This is a genomic window from Brachybacterium sp. NBEC-018 (assembly GCF_024860185.1).
GTDB classification, from domain to species: domain Bacteria; phylum Actinomycetota; class Actinomycetes; order Actinomycetales; family Dermabacteraceae; genus Brachybacterium; species Brachybacterium rhamnosum.
On sequence record NZ_CP100650.1, the window covers coordinates 631,505 to 648,764 of the forward strand.

Below are 17,260 nucleotides of genomic sequence, written 5' to 3' on the forward strand. Positions count from 1 at the left end.
TCTCACACGAGGTGGAGCGGCGCGGGGAGCGGTCGGTACCGTCGAGAGGACGGACGAGGGTGACCGTGCCCCTGCACCGTCCACCCCGGGAGCCCCATGACCCCCGCCCCGCACCCCTCCCCCGACCCGTCGGCCCCGATCGACCGTCGCACGCTGCTGCGCCGCACGGGCCTCGGCGCGGGCGCGGCCGGCGCGGTGCTGCTCGCGGCGTCCTGCACCCGCGAGGACGAGGACTCCCCGCCGACCGCCGCGCCCACCCCCGACGCCGCCTCGCGCCGCGCACGCCTTCACCTCACTCCTGCCGCGGGATGGATCGGCGACCCGCAGCGTCCGCTCGTCCTGGACGGCGTGCACCACGTGTACGGGCTGCTGCACGCGGAGGATCCGGCCCCCGGCGCGACCGTCTGGGGCCACTGGACGAGCACCGACCTCGTGACCTTCACGCCCCAGGACCCGGCCCTGACCGGGGACGACGTGGCGGACGTCTGGTCCGGCTCCGCGGTGGTGGACGAGCACGGCACGGCGGGCCTCGGCGAGGGGACGGTGGTCGCGCTCGCGACGCGCCCCACCGACGGCCGGGCCGAGCTGCAGGAGCAGTACCTCGCCTCCTCCCCCGACGGCGCGGCCTTCACCTTCGAGCCCGGGCCGGTGCTGCGCAACGAGGAGGGCCCGGCGGCGCGCAGCGAGGAGGAGATCGCCCAGGCCTCATGGTTCCGCGACCCCAAGCTGCAGCGGGACGAGGAGCGCGACCAGTGGGTGTGCGCGATCGGCCGCGATCACCGCGTCGCGCTCTGGACCTCGCCGGACCTGCGCTCCTGGGAGCGGCGGGAGGATTTCGCCTACCGCGACGCCGCGCCGCACCTCCCGGACCTGGGCGGCGTGGAGTGCCCGGACCTGTTCACGCTCACGGCGAGCGACGGCAGCGCGCACTGGGTGCTCGGCGCGAGCCTGGACGGGAGCGGCGCGGGCGAGCCGACGGCCTACGCGTACTGGGTGGGCACCTGGGACGGGGAGCGCTTCACGCCGGAGGATCCGGCGCCGCGCTGGCTGGACCGGGGATGGGACTGGTACGCGGGCGTGACCTGGCCGTCCCCGGAGAATCCCGAGCACGTGCGGCTCGGGATCGGCTGGATGAACAACTGGGCGTACGCGCGGGAGGGCTCCGCGACCGCGGACTCCGACGGCTACGACGGCCAGTACTCGGTGGTGCGGGAGGTCCGCCTGCAGCGTGACGAGGACGGCTCGCTCACCCTCGTGAGCACCCCGGTCCCGGCGCTCGCGGCGGCCGCCTCGGCCACCCGCCGGATCGAGGACCAGGAGGTGGACGGCGAGGCGGATCTGGGCGACCTGGGCCGCGCCTTCACCCTCGAGATGGACCTGGCCTGGGAGGACGCGAGCGCGGTGGGCCTCGTGGTGCTCGGAGGCGAGGACGCCGCCCGCGGCACCCGGATCACGATCGGCGGGGGCGCGCTCTCGGTGGACCGCAGCGGGAGCGCCGCGACCGACGGGACCCTGGGCGAGGGCGAGCCCTTCGCGGGGCTCACCGCGGCGAGCGCCCCGGTGGACGGGACGGCACGATCGGCGCACCTGCACGTCGTCGTGGACACGCAGAGCGTCGAGGCGTTCCTCGACGACGGCCGCACGGTGATCTCGCTGGGCGCGCATCCCGCGGAGGGGGAGCAGCGGGTGCGGCTGCTCGCCGACGGCGGGACCGCGCAGGTCACGGGGATGGTGCTGCGCACGCACTGAGGGGTCCCGGCGCCCGGCTCGGGGAATCCGATGTGATCAAACGCTTGACCACGCGACGGCCGGAGATCTACAGTCCGTGATCAAACGATTGATCACGAGGATGTGACATGCACCGAGCACCGTTCTTCACCCCCGCGCCGGACTGGGTGGGCGACACGATCCCCTTCGTCCACGAGGACACGCTGTACGTCTACTACCTGCACCATCGCCGCGAGGCGATCGGCGAGGGCACCTCCTGGCACCTGCTCACCACGACCGATCTGGTGACCTGGACGGACCACGGCGAGGTGCTCCCCCACGGAGGCCCCGAGGACGAGGACCTCAACTGCTACACCGGCAGCGTTCTCACCGACGACGACGGCCTCCACCACCTCTTCTCCACCGCCCAGAACCCCGCGCGCACCGCACCGGACGGCCGGCCCCTCCAGCTCGTCGCCCACGCCACGAGCACCGACCTCCTGCACTGGGACAAGCAGCCCGCGCACACCCTCGGCGCCCCCGAGGGCTGGGACCCCGCGGACTTCCGCGACCCCTTCGTGCACCGCACCGCCCCCGGCGAGCCCTGGCAGATGCTGCTCGCCGCCCGCCGCAGCACGGGCCCCGAGCGTCGCCGCGGCATCGTCGGCCGCCTCACGAGCACCGACCTGCAGCGCTGGGAGCCGGCCGCCCCGCTCTGGGACCCGCGCCGCTTCCTCACCCAGGAGTGCCCCGAGGTGTTCCGCATCGGCGAGTGGTGGTACCTCGTGTACTCCGAGTTCACCGACGCCTTCGTCACCCGCTACCGCATGTCCCGCTCCCCCGAGGGCCCCTGGCACGCCCCCCGCCACGACTCCCTCGACGCCCGCTCCTTCTACGCCGCGAAATCTGCGACCTGGAAGGGCCGGCGGATCTTCGCCGGCTGGATCGCGACCCGCGAGGGACGCCGGGACGACGGCCCTTGGCAGTGGGCCGGGACCCTCTCCCTGCTCGAGGCCGTGCAGCAGGCCGACGGCACCCTCGACCTGCGCCTCCCGCCCGAGGTGCTCGCCGCGGACGCCGCCCCCGTCGAGACCGGGCTCGCCCCCACCACGATCGCGGCGCCCACCCACTACGAGGCCGCCGTCGGCTCCCACGAGCTCCCCTCCCGCGCCACGATCCGCGCCCACCTGCGGCTCGACCCCGAGGGCCGTGCGGGCGGGCTGCTGCTGCGCACCGACGCCGAGGGCGAGCGCGGCTACGTGCTGCGGCTCGAGCCGCGCGCCGGGCGCATGGTCCTGGACCGCTGGCCCCGCACCGTCACCGGCACCGAGCAGTGGCAGATCTCCGGCGACGTCCCCCACCTCATCGAGCTCGAGCGCCCCGCGGACCTCTCCTCCCCCGAGCACCGCCTGGACCTCGTGCTCGAGGAGGACCTGCTCGTCGCCGTCCTCGACGAGAAGGTCGCCCTCTCCACCCGGATCTACGACCACCCCGCCGGCCGCCTCGGCGTCTTCGCCGAGGACGCCACCCTCAGCCTCACCGATCTGCACGTCACCACCGCCTGACCCGCTCATCAACTGTCGAAGGAGACACTCATGAAGCGCAAGCAGTTCCTGGCCCTCGCCGCCGGTGCGGCCACCCTCCCCCTCGTCGCCGCGTGCGGCGGCTCCTCCGGGGGCGCCGCCTCCACGGCCGCCGCCGTCGACGGCGAGATCGAGCCCCGCGCCATCTCGTGGCTGCTCTCGCGGCCCGCGAACGGCCCGGTCATCGAGATCATGACCGCCCTCGCGGAGGACTACGCCGCCGAGCACGACGGCTTCTCGCTCAAGCTCATCACCACCCCGGACCGCCCCAGCTACATCCAGAAGTACGAGACCCTCGCCGCCGCGAACGAGCTGCCCGAGCTCTTCGACACCGACGCCACGCCCTTCGCCGCGAAGCTCAACACCGCCGGCCGCATGATCGACGTCGAGGACCTGCTCACCCAGCTCGGGGTGCTCGAGGACTTCCGACCCGCGGCGCTCGACTACCAGCGCTTCGACGACGGCTCCCTGCGGATGATCCCGCTCGAGTTCGGCGTCGAGCTGTTCTGGTACAACAAGGGCCTCTTCGAGGAGGCCGGCGTCGAGGTGCCCACCACGCTCGACGAGCTCACCTCCGTGTGCGAGGCGCTCGCGGCCACCGACGCCACCCCGATCGCCGTGGGCGGGCAGGACGCCTGGCCGCTCGAGCGGTACGTCGCCTACCAGCCCTTCCGCATTGCCGGCCCGGACTACGTCACGGAGCTGAAGTCCGCCGACGCCGCCTTCGCGGACGAGCCCGGCGCAGCCTCCGCCGCCTGGCTCGCGAAGCTCGGGGAGGTGGGCGCCTTCCAGCAGGGCTTCTCCTCCGTGGGCTACGCGGACGCCCAGGCGCTGTTCACCTCCGGCAGGGCCGCGATCTACAACATGGGCACCTGGGAGCTGCCCAACCTCGCGACCTCCGCGCTGCCCGAGGCGATGCGCGAGCAGATCGGCTTCTTCACCCTCCCCGTGACCGACGGCTCCGTCACCGGGGCCGACGAGTTCGTCGCCCCCTCCGGCATCGGCGTCGCCGTCAACGCACAGACCTACGACCCGCTCGTCCGGGACTTCCTCGCCTTCGTCCTCGAGCGCTACCCCGCGGAGTACGCGAAGAGCGGCCTGCTGGGCCCCACCGGCATCGACCCGGTGGTCCCCGAGGACGCCCTGCCGATCTACCAGGAGGCGATCGACGTCGCCGCGGAGCTCGGCGAGGCGACCCTCATGCCCTGGGACACGCAGCTGGACCCGGCGACGAACTCGCGACTCCAGCAGGAGCTCGTGCTGCTGGTCCAGGGGGACGTCACCCCCGAGCAGTTCCTCTCCACCATGGACGAGGCCCTAACCACCAACGCCCCGAAGTATTTCGAGGACTGAGCGGCTCCCGCTCGTCATGGAAGGAGGAGGCATGCTCCCCCATCGCTCACGGCTCTCCGTGCTCGTGTTCCTCGCCCCGCCCCTGCTGCTCTTCGGCGGCGGCGTGCTGCTGCCGATCGTGCAGTCGCTCGTGCTCAGCTTTTTCGAGTGGGACGGCATCACGGGCCTCGACTTCGTGGGGCTCGCGAACTACCGCGCGCTGCTGCTGCACGACGACGTGTTCCGCACGGCCTTCGGCAATCAGCTCGTCTACCTCGTCATCTGCCTGCTGCTGCAGGTGGGCGGCGGCCTGCTCGTCGCGACGCTGCTCATGACGATCACCCGCGGCCGGGAGGTGCTCAAGGTGCTCTACCTGATGCCGGCGGTGATCTCGACCCCCGCGATCGCCCTGCTCTTCCAGCGCATCTACTCCTTCGAGCCCGAGGGGCTCGTGAACACGCTGCTGGGGGCCGTGGGCCTCGACGCGCTCGCGCGGCCCTGGCTCTCCGACGTCTCCACGGTGCTCACCGCGGTCTCCGTCCCCGAGGGCTGGCGGTTCCTGGGCCTGTACACGGTGATCCTCTACGCGGCGCTGCTCTCCGTGCCCCGCGAGCTCGAGGAGGCCGCGTCGCTGGACGGCGCGAACGCCTGGCAGGTGTTCGCCCGGATCCGCTTCCCGCACATCATGCCGGTGTTCGTCACGACGCTGATCATGGCGACGACCTACGCGCTGCGCGGCTTCGACATCCCGTTCCTGCTCACGAACGGCGGGCCCGGCCAGGCCTCCGAGCTCGTGACCACCTATATGTACAAGACGGCGTTCACCTCCGGGCACTACGGCTCCGCGAGCGCGATCTCCGTGATCATCGTCCTCGAGTGCCTGGTCGCGGTGGGTCTGATCCTGCTGGTCCTGCGCAGGAAGGCGGATTGACATGACCTCCGCACCGCTCGCTCCCCCCGTCCCCGCGTGTGAGGCGGCGACCCCCGCCCCCGGGCGCCGTCCCCCGGCCCGCCGCCGTCGGGAGCGCCCCACCGGCCTGCGGATCTCCCGCATCGTCTCCCGGGTGCTCATCGCGGCCGTGCTCGTGATGCAGGTGTACCCGTTCCTGTGGCTGCTGCAGACGAGCCTCCGGGACCGCGAGGACTTCGCCGCCTCGAACCCCTTCTCGATCCCCACGCACCTCACGCTCGACAACTTCTCCCGGGCGTTCGAGCAGGGGCATCTGCTGCGCAGCATCCTCAACAGCCTGATCATCACGGGCGGGGCGTGCCTGCTGCTCGTGGTGTGCGGCATGGCGGGCGCCTACGCGATCGCCGTGCTGGGCTTCCGCTTCTCGGGCCTCGTGCGGGGACTGTTCCTGCTGGGCATCGTGGTGCCGGTGCAGGTGGCGCTCGTGCCCCTGTTCATCGACTACTCGCGGATCGGGATGCTGGACACGCACCTGTCGGTGATGATCCCGCTCGCGGGCTTCGCCCTGCCGATGGCGCTGTACCTGTTCCTCTCCTTCTACAGCTACATCCCGCGCGAGCTGTACGAGGCGGCGACGCTCGACGGCGCCGGCCCGTACCGGATCTTCGCGCGGATCACGCTGCCGATGTCCTGGAACACCGTGGTGACGGTCGTGATGGTCAACGCGATCTTCATCTGGAACGACTTCGTCTTCGCGAACACCTTCATCCTCAGCGAGGAGCTCAAGACGATCCCGCTGGGACTGCAGGACTACGTGGGGGCGATGGGCAACACGGACTGGACGGCGACCTTCGCGGCCGTGTCGATCACGGTGACGCCGCTGCTGCTGGTGTTCCTCGTGCTCAACCGCGCCATGATCTATGGTCTCGAGAGCGGAGCGAGCAAGGGATGACGGGAATGACGAGCACGGGGCGAGCGGACCGCACGGTCACGATGCGCGAGGTCGCCGAGCGCGCCGGCGTCTCGGTGACCACGGTCTCCCACGTCGTCAACGACAAGCCGGGAGCCCGGATCGGCGCCGAGGCCCGGGCCCGCGTGCAGCAGGCGGTCGTGGACCTCGGCTACCGGCCCAACGTCCTCGCGAAGAACCTCGTGCAGGGCACGAGCGCCTTCATCGGCCTGGTCGCGGATTCGATCGCGACCACGCCCTTCGCGGGGCAGATCATCCGCGGCGCCCAGGAGGAGGCCTGGCGGCACGGTCACGTGCTGCTGGTCGCCAACACCGAGGCCGACGAGGCCGCCGAGCGGGACGCGCTCGCGATGATGCTCGAGTACAAGGTGCGCGGCATCCTCTACTCGACCTGGACGCACCGGGCCACGGAGCTCCCGCCGGCGCTCGCGGAGACCGACCACGTGCTCGTGAACTGCTACGCCCCGGGCACCGCGACCCGGGCCGTGGTGCCGGACGAGGTCGCGGGCGGCCGCTCGGCGACGGCGCTGCTGCTCGTGCAGGGGCACCGTCGGATCGCCTTCGTCAACACGACCTCCCCCTCCCCGGCCCGGGAGGGCCGCCTGCAGGGTTACCGGGAGGCGCATGCGGAGGCGGGCGTCGAGGTGGACGAGGCGCTGGTCCTCGACGCCTCCCCCGAGCAGGAGGGCGGCTACGGCGCCGCGGAGCGGATCCTCGCGCTCGGCGCCACGGGCGTGTTCTGCCACAACGACCGGGTCGCGATGGGCCTGTACGACGCCCTGCGCGAGCGGGGCCTGCGGGTGCCGCGGGACATGGCGGTCGTGGGCTTCGACAACCAGGAGGTCATCGCCGGGCACCTGCGCCCGCCGCTGTCCACCGTGGCCCTGCCGCACTACGAGCTGGGCGCTGCCGGGGTGCGGGTCCTGCTGGGCGAGCAGCGCGTGGAGCCGGGCGCGTCGCTGCGCGTGGCCTGCCCCGTGATCGCGCGGGACTCGATCTCCGCGCGCTGAGCCGCGCGCCCCGCTCCCCCTTCCGCCGCCACCCCCGGGCGCCACGTCGGCGCCCGGCCGCTCGCCGCACCCCTCAGATCCCCGCTGTGCCGATCCCACCGACGAAGATGGAGAACGCCCGATGATCCGACCGACCCGACGCGACCTCCTCCGCAGCACCGGCTGCGGGGCCCTCGCGCTCACCGGAGCCCTCATGACCACTCCGCCCACCGCCCGCGCCGAGGGACCCGAGTCCCTGCGGGCCCGCTTCCACCTCACCCCGCCGCAGGGCTGGCTGTGCGACCCGCAGCGGCCCGTCGTCACCGGCGGCGCCACCCAGCTGTACTACCTGCACTCGGCGGAGAACTCCGGGGACGGCGGCTGGGACCGCGCCTCGACCACGGACCTCGTGACCTTCACGCACCACGGCGAGGCGATCCCGCTGCGCCCCGACTTCCCCGTGTGGAGCGGCTCGCTCGTCATCGACGAGGAGGACGACGCCGGGTTCGGGGCCGGGACCGTGCTCGCCTTCGCGACCCAGCCCACCGACGGCGTGCGCAAGCTCCAGGAGCAGTACCTGTACTGGTCCCTCGACGGCGGGGCGACGTTCACGCAGGTCGAGCAGCCCGTCATCGTCAACGAGGACGGCCGCGAGGCGAGCACCCCGGAGGAGGTCGAGAACGCGGAGTGGTTCCGCGACCCGAAGATCCACCGGGACACCGTGCGCGGCGAGTGGGTGTGCGTGATCGGCCGCCACCGCTACGCGGCCTTCTACACGTCCACGGACCTGCGCACCTGGACCCTGCGCCGCAACTTCGACTACCGCCTGGACGCCGCGGATCCGGACCTCGGCGGCATCGAGTGCCCGGACCTGTTCGAGATGACCGCGAGCGACGGCAGCTCCCACTGGGTGCTCGGCGCCTCGATGGACGCCTACGGCGTGGGCCTGCCGATGACCTACGCCTACTGGACCGGCAGCTGGGACGGCGAGCAGTTCCTCCCCGACTCCCGCACCCCGCAGTGGCTCGACCACGGCTGGGACTGGTACGCGGCGGTGACCTGGCCCTCGGAGGAGGACCCGGCGGGCGTGCGGTACGCGATCGGCTGGATGAACAACTGGAAGTACGCGAACCGCGCGGTCCCCACCGATGCGAGCGACGGCTACAACGGTCAGTTCTCGGTGGTGCGGGAGCTGCGCCTGCGGCGGGAGGCCGACGGCCGCTGCGCGCTCGTCTCCGCCCCCGTCCCCGCCCTCGCCGCCGCGGCGACCGCGGAGCGCACCCTGCCCGACGTGACGGTCGAGGACGCCGCCGTGCTCGACGTCGACGCCCGCGCGTACGAGCTCGAGCTCGACCTGACCTGGGACGCGGCGAGCAACGTCGGCCTCTCCGTCGGCCGCTCGGCGGACGGCGCCCGGCACACGAACATCGGGGTCACGGGCGGGAGGGTCTACGTGGACCGGGGACCGTCGGACCTCGAGGGCTTCTCCTTCGGGGAGTTCCGCCAGGCGGAGGCCCCGATCGACCCGGCGGCCCGCGCGGTGCACCTGCGGGTGCTCGTGGACACGCAGAGCGTCGAGGTGTTCGTGGACGACGGGTACACGGTGCTGTCCCAGCAGGTGCACCTGCTGCCCGGGGACACGGGCGCCTCGCTCTACGCCGACGGCGGGCCGCTGCAGGTCACCGGGGTGACGCTGCGCGAGCACTGATCCGCCCGAGCAGCGACGCGGCGCCGCCCCCGTTCCCGGGGACGGCGCCGCGCGCGTCAGCTCAGAGGAGGCCGCCGATCACTTGTAGTGGCCGACGCCGCCCTTGCGCTTGTTGGTGGGGATGTAGGCGTACGGGCCGAGGCCGTCGTCGCCGAAGGAGTAGTCCATCGCGGAGGTCGCGGTCGCGCCGTCGACGTCCACCTTCACGGTGGGCGAGAGGGTGCCGCCGCGGCGTCCGTCGACGTTGTCGATGAAGGACTGCACGAGCCCGCCGGGCTGGATGTAGTGCGAGTACGCCTGGAACTGGCGCGGGTTCTGGCCCGCGGAGGGCTTCTCCGGCGCGTCCTTGGGGAGGTTGAGGTCCGTGGGCGAGCCGAGGACCACACCGGAGGAGTTCAGCGGCTGGAAGTCGGAGCGGATGCCGTCGCCGACGAAGCCGTAGACGCCGTCGGGGCCGCGCAGGTCCGCCGCGTAGGTGAACTGGTGGGAGATCGTGAAGAGGAAGTACTTGCCGTCCTCGATGATCATCTGGGGGCGCTCGGTCTGGTCGTTCACGCCGTAGGCGGTGAGGATCGGGGGGAGCATCGTCCAGGAGGTGAGGTCCTTGGAGTCCGCGTAGCCGAGGCCGATGTTGCCGCGCTGCCACTGGATGCCCTTGGCGTTGATCTCGTCGAGGTCCTCGGCGAAGGGGTCGCCGTCCACGTAGCCGAGGTCCTCGGCGGTCGCGTCCGTCTCGGGCGAGCCGGGGATGCCGGCGCCGCAGCCCTCGAAGAGCATGAAGGTGATCCCGGGGTGGGCCGGGTCCTCGAAGGTGAAGGGGTCGCGGAAGGAGAACGCGGAGTTCTGCTCCTTCGTCTGGTACCAGGTGCCGTCCGGCTCGAAGATCTCGAGGTGCTCGCCGAAGTGCTGGAAGCTCACGCCCTTCTTGGTGGCCTTGATCTGGCCCTCGACGGTCGCGATGACGGCGGGCTTGCCCTCGGTGCCCTCGCGCTTCTCGCCGAAGGTGGTGGCGGTGTAGAAGACGCGGATGGTGTTGCCCTGGAGCAGGCGGGTGGAGCCGGACCACTCGGTGTTGGACAGGGAGGTCTCGTCCTCGAAGAGGTGGCCGCCGTAGGTCCAGGCCTCGTCGGGCTCGGCGCTCGAGGGGCGGGTGAAGTAGCCGATGCGGGCGTGCCAGTGGCGCTCGTCGAAGGGGATGGAGCGGTCGGCGACGAGGGAGAAGATGACGTCCCAGCCCTTGTAGCTCATCTGGTTGGAGTGCTCGTCCGTCAGCGACCAGGTGTCCCAGACCCAGACCTCGTCGGTCATGATCGGGAAGTCCTTGGGGATCTCCGGCATGGTGATCGACTCCGGCATGGAGTTCTCGCCGCGCGCCACGGAGGTGTCGTTCTGGGTGCGCATGATCTGGCGGGCGTCGGCGCGGGTCCAGCGGGCGTGGAAGTCGCTGTCGATCGGGTCGTACGCCTGCTGCGTGTGCGGCGTGGGCTGGGGACCCTCGGCGGCCGGAGCGGCCGGGGCGGCCGCGGCGCGGGGGGCGGTGAGCGCCGAGGCGGTGCCGGCGGCGGCGAGGGTGCCGAGCGCGAGGGCGCCGAATCCGCGGCGGGTGGGGTTCAGGGGGGTCATGTGGGAGGACACGTCTGCTCCTGGGATGGGGGATGGCGGTGACGTGATCCGGGGCTGACGGCGGGACTGCGGCCGTCGACCTCCGGCGCTCGTCGGCCACGACCTTGACACGTGGCGAAGCAGGACCGTCAAACCCCTGTGAGGTGACCCACGAGTCCCTGAAACCCTTCAAACGCGGATCGTGAACGTGACCGACGATCGCGCCGTGAACGGTAACGTCGCAGGTCAGAGCGTCGCGTCGGGAAGCGCTCCGCGAGCCCAGCGCGCGGCCGCACCGAGATCGCGGAAATCACCCGTCGGCGTCCCCATCGCGCGGAGCAGCGCGCGCTCCGCCGCCGGGATCCGGTGCATCAGCACCCACCCGGGGAGGTTCGCGGTCGCGACGGGGCGCAGCGGGGTCCGCTCGAGGAAGCGGTCCATCGCCCGCTGCCGCCCCCGCTTCGCGGGATCCGCGGCGGAGCCCGAGCACGTGAACACCGCGAGCGGCCGGGCGGCGAGGGCCTCGCCACGGTGGCGGGTCCAGCGCACGAAGGACTTCTCGACGGACTCCCCGCGCACCGCGGAGCCCGCGATCACCGCCTCGTGCCGTGCAGGGTCCGGATCCTCGGCGACGTCCGCGAGGACGACCTCCCGCCCCTCCTCCTCGAGGGCCGCGGCCATCGCCTCGGCGAGGGTGCGGGTGGCGCCGGAGTGGGTCGCATAGGCCAGGAGCACGCTCATGCGTCCATCCTCGAGCGACCCTCCCCCGGCATGCCAGGGACCGAAGGCCCGATCGCACCCCCGCCCGCACCGGGCCCGAGGTGCCCGGGCGGTCACGTCACGATTCGGTGGTCATCGCCCCCTGCCCTCTCGCGCTCCGCGCGCCGGAAAGGGACAATCCAGGCACGGTCCTGGTCGCAGGGGCCCGGACCCGGGCACGAAGGAGTGCACCATGACACGGTTCCTCGCGGCCCTCGCCGGCGTGCTGCTGCTCGTCGGCCTCGGCGCCGTCGCCCCCACGGCCGCCACCGCCGCGCCCTCCTGCGGCATCGGCTGGGGCTCCGTCACGAAGGCGAGGGCGGGCACGTCCGCCGCCCACCTCACCGACCTGCGCACCGGCGAGCACACGTGCTACGACCGGCTCGTCATCGATCTCGACCACAGGGCGACCGGCTACACGGTGCGCTACGTGAGCGCGGTCCACCGCCCCGGCTCCGGTCAGGTGGTGCCGCTCGCCGGCGCCGCGGACCTCGAGATCGTCCTGCGCGCCCCCGCGTACGACGACGCCGGGCAGCCCACCTTCCCCGTCTCCCGCTGGTCCCGCGCCGCGGACGTCACCGGCTACGCCACCTTCGAACAGGTGACCGTCGCCGGGAGCTTCGAGGGCGAGACCACGATCGGCCTGGGCGTGCGCGCCCGGCTGCCCATGCGGGTGCTCGTGCTCGACGGCCCCGGGACCGGCTCCCGGATCGTCGTGGACGTCGCCCATCGCTGGTGAGCGCCCCGCCCACCGACGCCCGTGCGCCGTGCCCCCGCGGAGGAGGGCACGGCGCACGCGGCCGTCCGGGGTCGGGAGGCGATCAGGCGGCCTGCTGCCGGCGGTCCTCCCGGGCATGGCGCAGGTGCTGGACCACGGAGACCACGACGATGCCGATCAGCACGATGTACACGCCGATCGTGATCGGGCTCGAGACGAGGATCGAGGGGTCCCCCTCGGAGACCGCGAGCGCGCGCCGCAGCTCCGTCTCCGCGAGCGGGCCCAGGATCACGCCGATCATGAGCGGTGCGAGCGGCATGCCGAAGCGGCGCATGAGGAAGCCGAGCAGGCCGAGCCCCACCAGCAGGTAGAGGTCCACGTAGGAGGAGGAGGTCGCGTACACGCCGAGCATGGCGAGCACCGTGATCCCCGCGTAGAGGTAGTGCTGGGGGATGAACAGCAGCCGCGCCCACACCGGGGCGAGCAGCATGTTCAGCAGCAGCAGCACCACGAGGCCGATGAACAGCGAGGCCAGCAGGGTCCACACGAGCTCACCGGAGCGCTGGAAGAGCAGCGGCCCGGGCTGCATGCCGTACTGCTGGAAGGCGGCGAGCAGGATCGCGGCGGTCGCGGAGGTGGGCAGGCCCAGGGCGAGCAGGGTGCCGAGCGCCGTGCCGGCGGTCGCGTTCGCGGCGGCCTCCGGGGCGGCGAGGCCCTTGATCGACCCGCTCTTCCCGAACTCCGGGTCCTGGCGGCGGTCCGCGAGGCGCTTCTCCGTGCCGTAGGCGAGGAAGGTGGGGACCTCGGCGCCGCCCGCAGGGATCATGCCGAAGGGGGCGCCGAAGGCGCTGCCGCGCAGCCAGGCGGGCAGGGCCTTGCGGAAGTCCTGCTTCCCGATCCGGGCGATCCCGCCGGTGGGCAGCGTGATCGAGGAGGGGTCGCGGTGGATCCGGGAGGCCGCGTGGAGCACCTCGCCGAGGGCCAGCAGGCCGACGGTGACGACGACGATGTCGATGCCGTCGAAGAGGTTCGGGATGCCGAAGGAGTAGCGCTCGGTGCCGCTCGGGCCGTCGATGCCCACGAGGGCGAGGGCGACGCCGAGCAGCAGCGCGCCGATGCCGCGCAGCACGGACTCGGAGACCACCGAGGAGATCGCGAGGAACGCGAAGACGGCGAGCGCGAAGTACTCCGCGGGGCCGAACTCCGTCGCCATGGTGACGAGCACGGGCGAGAAGAACACGACGATCGTGGTGGAGATGAGCCCGCCGATGAACGCGCCGATCGCGGCGGTCGCGAGGGCGACGGCGGCGCGGCCGTTGCGGGCCATGCGGTGGCCCTCGAAGGTGGAGGCGATCGCGGAGGACTGCCCGGGCGTGTTCAGCAGGATGCCGGCGGTGGAGTCGCCGAACAGGCCGCCGAAGTACACGCCCGCGAACATGATGAACGCGGCGGTGGGGTCCAGGGCGAAGGTGATCGGCAGCAGCAGGGCGACGGCCATCGAGGAGCCGAGCCCCGGCAGCACGCCGACGGCGGTGCCCAGCACCGCGCCGATGAGCACGAACAGCAGGTTGTACGGGGTGAGGGCGGAGGCGAAGCCGTCCAGCAGCAGGGGGATCTGTTCCATCAGAGGACACCTCCGAGCAGGACGGGGAGCGAGAGGCCCAGCAGGCCGCCGAACACGAGCTGGATGAACGAGGAGAGCAGGAGGGCCACGCCCAGGTCGATCCAGGTGCGGCGGGAGCCGAGCGCCCGGGCGACGCACCAGAACAGGGCGGCGGCGGAGAGCACCCAGCCGGCCCAGGGCAGGATCAGCACGAAGCCGACGAGGCTCGCGAGCACGTACCCGGTGGTGCGCAGGTCGCTCGCGACGGGCTTCTTCGCGGTGTCCTCGGCGTCAGGCTCGGCGGCGCTGTCCGACGTCGCGGCAGCAGTGGTGGCAGTGCTGGTCGAGCCTGCGGGGCTCGCGTCCTCGGCGAGGTCGGCGACGCCGACGGCGCGGAACTCCGCGGTCCCGGTGTCGGAGAGGTCCTGGAGGAGGTCGCGGGAGATGTCACGGCCCTCGTCGGGCAGCACCCGCTCCTCCTCGGGGTGGCGGAGCACCTCGATCGCGAGGATCACGGCGACCACGAGCAGGGCGACGCCCACGATGACGGGGACGAACTGGGGCCCGGGGGCGGAGTCGCCGAGGACGTGCATGGTCTGCGCGCCGATCAGCAGCACGAGGCCCACGATCAGCAGGATCGCGGCCATGACCAGCTCCTTGCGGCGCCAGAGGGCGCCGCGGCCGGAGGGGCGGGCGGGGGTGGATGTGCTCACGGTGCTCCTCACAGCCCGAGGTCCGAGACGATGTCCCGGGCCTGCTCGGTCTCGTCGGCGATGTACTGGGCGAAGTCGTCGCCGGTGAGGAAGGAGTCCGTCCAGTCGTTGCGCTGGAGGGTGTCCTTCCACTCGGCGCTCTCGCGCATCTCGGTGATGATCGCGGTGAACTCCGCGCGGGCCTCCTCGGTGATACCGGGGGCGGCGACGAGGCCGCGCCAGTTGGACATGGCGATGTCGACGCCGAGCTCGGTGAAGGTGGGAACGTCGATGCCGTCCAGGCGCTCCGGGGAGGAGATCGCGAGGGCGCGCAGGGTGCCCGCCTCGATCTGGTCGGAGAGCTCGTTGTACCCGGAGCTGCCGGCCGTCGTGGTGTGGGAGAGCAGGGAGTTCAGGGCCTCGCCGCCGCCGGAGTAGGCGATGTAGTTGAGGTCCTTCGGGTCGATCCCGGCGAGCTGGGCGAGGCGCCCGCTCATGAGGTGGTCGATCGAGCCGAGGGAGCCGCCGCCGATCGAGGTGCCGCGGGGGTTCTCCTTCCAGGCCGCGAGGAACCCGTCGAGGTCCCGGATCTCGGAGTCCGCGGGGACCACGAGGGCGGCGAAGTCGTCGGCGAGGCGGGCGATGGGGACGACGTCGGCGAGGGTCGTGTCGCCCTCGTCGAGGGCGATCGCGCCGACCATGACGCCGCCGGTGACGAGCAGGGTGTCCGCGGAGCCGGTCTGGCCCACGAACTGGCTGAGGCCGATCGTGCCGCCCGCGCCGGGGATGTTCACCACCTGCACGTTGTTGACGATCGAGGCGCCGCGCAGCACCTGTTGGGCCTCGCGGGCGAAGCCGTCCCAGCCGCCGCCGGGGGCGGCGGGGGCGATCAGGGTCAGGGTGCTGCGGGCCTCGGCGCGCCCGCTGGATCCGGCGGCGCTGGCGAGGGCCGCTCCCGTGGTCACGGCGACCACCGCCCCGAAGGCGCCATGGAGGAGGGTCCTCCGCTGCATGCTCCACTCTCCTCGAACATCGTCGTCCCGCCGGTCTGGCGGAGTGGTCCGGTGAGTGTATGCACGGCGAGGAAGCGACGCGCAACACGCTTGCCGTCTGTTCTCTCTGGACACAGCTGTATCCATCTGCGAACATCAGGATGCGCGATGAGGACCAGTCGCGACCGGACCGAAGGGATGCCCCATGCAGCACGACGCCGACGTCATCGTGGTGGGAGGCGGCAACGCCGGCTTCAGCGCGGCCCACGCCGCCGCGGAGCGGGGCCGCTCCGTGATCGTCCTCGAGCGCGGCGAGGGCCCCACGGCCGGCGGCAACAGCTTCTTCACCGCTGGCGCCACCCGCATCGCCCACGAGGGCCTCACCCAGCTCCAGGAGTTCGTCGAGCCGGACGACCGCCACGCCGTCTCCACCGTCCCGCCCTACTCCGAGCAGGAGTACCTCGCCGATCTCGAGCGCGTCACCGAGGGCCGCAACGACCCGGAGCTCAGCGCCGTGCTCGTCTCCGAGGCCCAGCCCACCCTGCGCTGGCTCGCGGGCCTGGGACTGCGCTACCGCCTCATTTACGAGCGCCAGGCCTATGCCCGTCCGGACGGCACGTACCTCTTCTGGGGCGGCCTGCACGTGGGCAACGTCGGCGGCGGCGAGGGCCTCGTCGCCGATCACACCGCCGTCGCCTCGCGTCTCGGGGAGGACGTCCGCTACGGGCACCGCGCGCTCGAGCTCGTCGTCGAGGACGGCGCCGTGGTGGGCGTGGTCGCCGAGCACGCGGGCGGGCGGGTGACCCTCCGCGCGGAGTCCGTGGTCCTCGCCGCAGGCGGCTTCGAGGCGAGCGCGGAGCTGCGCGCGGAGCACCTCGGCGAGCGCTGGGCCGCCGCGAAGGTGCGCGGCACGGCCTTCAACGTCGGGGACATGATCACCGCGGGGCTCGCCGTCGGCGCCGCGAAGGGCGGGGACTGGTCCACCTGCCACAGCGTCCAGTGGGACGCCTTCCACCCCGAGAACGAGGGCAACCTCGAGCTCACCAACCGCCTCACCCGCCAGTCCTACCCGCTGGGGATCCTCGTGAACACCGAGGGCCGCCGCTTCCTCGACGAGGGCGCGGACTTCCGCAACTACACCTACGCCAAGTACGGCAAGGTCATCCTCGAGCAGCCCGGCTCCCTCGCCTTCCAGGTGTTCGACGCCGCGACCCGGCCGCTGCTGCGCGCCGAGGAGTACGAGATGCCCGGCGTCTCCGAGCTGCGCGCGGAGACCCTCGAGGAGCTCGCCGCGCTCATGGAGGTCCCCGCGGAGCAGCTGCGCCGCACGGTCGAGGACTTCAACGCCTCGATCGTGGAGGCGCCGCTGGATCCCACGGTCAAGGACGGCCGACGCGCCGCGACCACGCCGCCGAAGTCGAACTGGGCGAGCGCGATCGCCCAGGCACCCTTCTACGCCTACCCCGTGACCTGCGGGATCACCTTCACCTTCGGCGGGCTGAGGGGAGACACGGAGGGCCGGGTGCTCGATGCGCAGGGCGCGCCGATCCCGGGCCTGCTCGTGTGCGGGGAGATGCTCGGCGGGCTGTTCTCCACGAACTACCCCGGCGGCTCGGGCCTCGCGGCGGGCGCCGTCCTCGGCCGCCGCGCAGGAATGATCGCGTGAGCCCCACTAGGCTCACCGCTCAGCACACC

14 protein-coding genes are annotated in these 17,260 nt (G+C 72.4%); 9 read left to right on the top strand and 5 right to left on the bottom strand.

What is annotated here, in order from left to right; genetic code table 11:
• The first annotated feature begins 96 nt into the window (after positions 1-96).
• The 7 genes from NLU66_RS02860 to NLU66_RS02890 all read left to right on the top strand — a co-directional run bounded on the left by NLU66_RS02860 (position 97) and on the right by NLU66_RS02890 (position 9,199).
• On the top strand, positions 97-1,749 hold the full coding sequence (locus NLU66_RS02860; RefSeq protein WP_259361449.1) for a glycoside hydrolase family 32 protein: 1,653 nt from the start codon (positions 97-99) through the stop codon (positions 1,747-1,749).
• 107 nt (positions 1,750-1,856) lie between these two features.
• On the top strand, positions 1,857-3,272 hold the full coding sequence (locus tag NLU66_RS02865) for a glycoside hydrolase (RefSeq protein WP_259361450.1): 1,416 nt from the start codon (positions 1,857-1,859) through the stop codon (positions 3,270-3,272).
• A 30-nt stretch (positions 3,273-3,302) separates the two neighbouring features.
• Positions 3,303-4,643, top strand: coding sequence for an ABC transporter substrate-binding protein (locus tag NLU66_RS02870; RefSeq protein ID WP_259361451.1), 1,341 nt, complete (start codon positions 3,303-3,305; stop codon positions 4,641-4,643).
• Between the two features lie 31 nt (positions 4,644-4,674).
• A complete protein-coding gene (locus tag NLU66_RS02875; protein WP_259361452.1) occupies positions 4,675-5,553 on the top strand; it encodes a carbohydrate ABC transporter permease in 879 nt (292 codons plus the stop codon).
• A gap of 1 nt (position 5,554) precedes the next feature.
• Entirely contained in the window at positions 5,555-6,484 is a 930-nt protein-coding gene (locus tag NLU66_RS02880; protein ID WP_259361453.1) for a carbohydrate ABC transporter permease, read from the top strand.
• A gap of 5 nt (positions 6,485-6,489) precedes the next feature.
• Positions 6,490-7,512 (top strand): LacI family DNA-binding transcriptional regulator, encoded by a 1,023-nt coding sequence (locus NLU66_RS02885; protein ID WP_259361454.1) that lies wholly within the window; start codon positions 6,490-6,492, stop codon positions 7,510-7,512.
• A 121-nt stretch (positions 7,513-7,633) separates the two neighbouring features.
• Positions 7,634-9,199 (top strand): glycoside hydrolase family 32 protein, encoded by a 1,566-nt coding sequence (locus tag NLU66_RS02890; RefSeq protein ID WP_259361455.1) that lies wholly within the window; start codon positions 7,634-7,636, stop codon positions 9,197-9,199.
• Positions 9,200-9,277: 78 nt separating this feature from the next.
• Here the strand turns inward: NLU66_RS02890 and NLU66_RS02895 are convergent, their stop codons facing one another.
• Positions 9,278-10,822, bottom strand: a complete 1,545-nt coding sequence (locus tag NLU66_RS02895) for a glycoside hydrolase family 68 protein (RefSeq protein WP_416232192.1) — start codon at positions 10,820-10,822, stop codon at positions 9,278-9,280.
• A 225-nt stretch (positions 10,823-11,047) separates the two neighbouring features.
• The gene (locus tag NLU66_RS02900) at positions 11,048-11,542 is read right to left on the bottom strand and encodes a flavodoxin domain-containing protein (protein ID WP_259361457.1); all 495 of its coding nucleotides are present in this window, start codon (positions 11,540-11,542) and stop codon (positions 11,048-11,050) included.
• A 211-nt stretch (positions 11,543-11,753) separates the two neighbouring features.
• On the opposite strand from NLU66_RS02900, the gene NLU66_RS02905 reads away from it, so the two are divergent.
• A complete protein-coding gene (locus NLU66_RS02905; protein WP_259361458.1) occupies positions 11,754-12,299 on the top strand; it encodes a hypothetical protein in 546 nt (181 codons plus the stop codon).
• 82 nt (positions 12,300-12,381) lie between these two features.
• Here the strand turns inward: NLU66_RS02905 and NLU66_RS02910 are convergent, their stop codons facing one another.
• Genes NLU66_RS02910 through NLU66_RS02920 form a run of 3 tightly spaced genes read right to left on the bottom strand, consistent with a single transcriptional unit; the run spans position 12,382 to position 15,586 of the window.
• Positions 12,382-13,902 carry a tripartite tricarboxylate transporter permease gene (locus NLU66_RS02910; protein WP_259361459.1) on the bottom strand — a complete coding sequence of 507 codons (1,521 nt, stop codon included), beginning with the start codon at positions 13,900-13,902 and terminating at the stop codon, positions 12,382-12,384.
• Positions 13,902-14,594, bottom strand: a complete 693-nt coding sequence (locus tag NLU66_RS02915) for a tripartite tricarboxylate transporter TctB family protein (RefSeq protein ID WP_259361460.1) — start codon at positions 14,592-14,594, stop codon at positions 13,902-13,904. Before NLU66_RS02915 ends, NLU66_RS02910 begins: the two co-directional genes overlap by 1 nt.
• Before the next feature lie 8 nt (positions 14,595-14,602).
• The gene (locus tag NLU66_RS02920; protein WP_259361461.1) at positions 14,603-15,586 is read right to left on the bottom strand and encodes a Bug family tripartite tricarboxylate transporter substrate binding protein; all 984 of its coding nucleotides are present in this window, start codon (positions 15,584-15,586) and stop codon (positions 14,603-14,605) included.
• 184 nt (positions 15,587-15,770) lie between these two features.
• On the opposite strand from NLU66_RS02920, the gene tcuA reads away from it, so the two are divergent.
• Positions 15,771-17,231 carry an FAD-dependent tricarballylate dehydrogenase TcuA gene (tcuA, locus tag NLU66_RS02925; protein WP_259361462.1) on the top strand — a complete coding sequence of 487 codons (1,461 nt, stop codon included), beginning with the start codon at positions 15,771-15,773 and terminating at the stop codon, positions 17,229-17,231.
• The last annotated feature ends 29 nt before the right edge of the window (positions 17,232-17,260 follow it).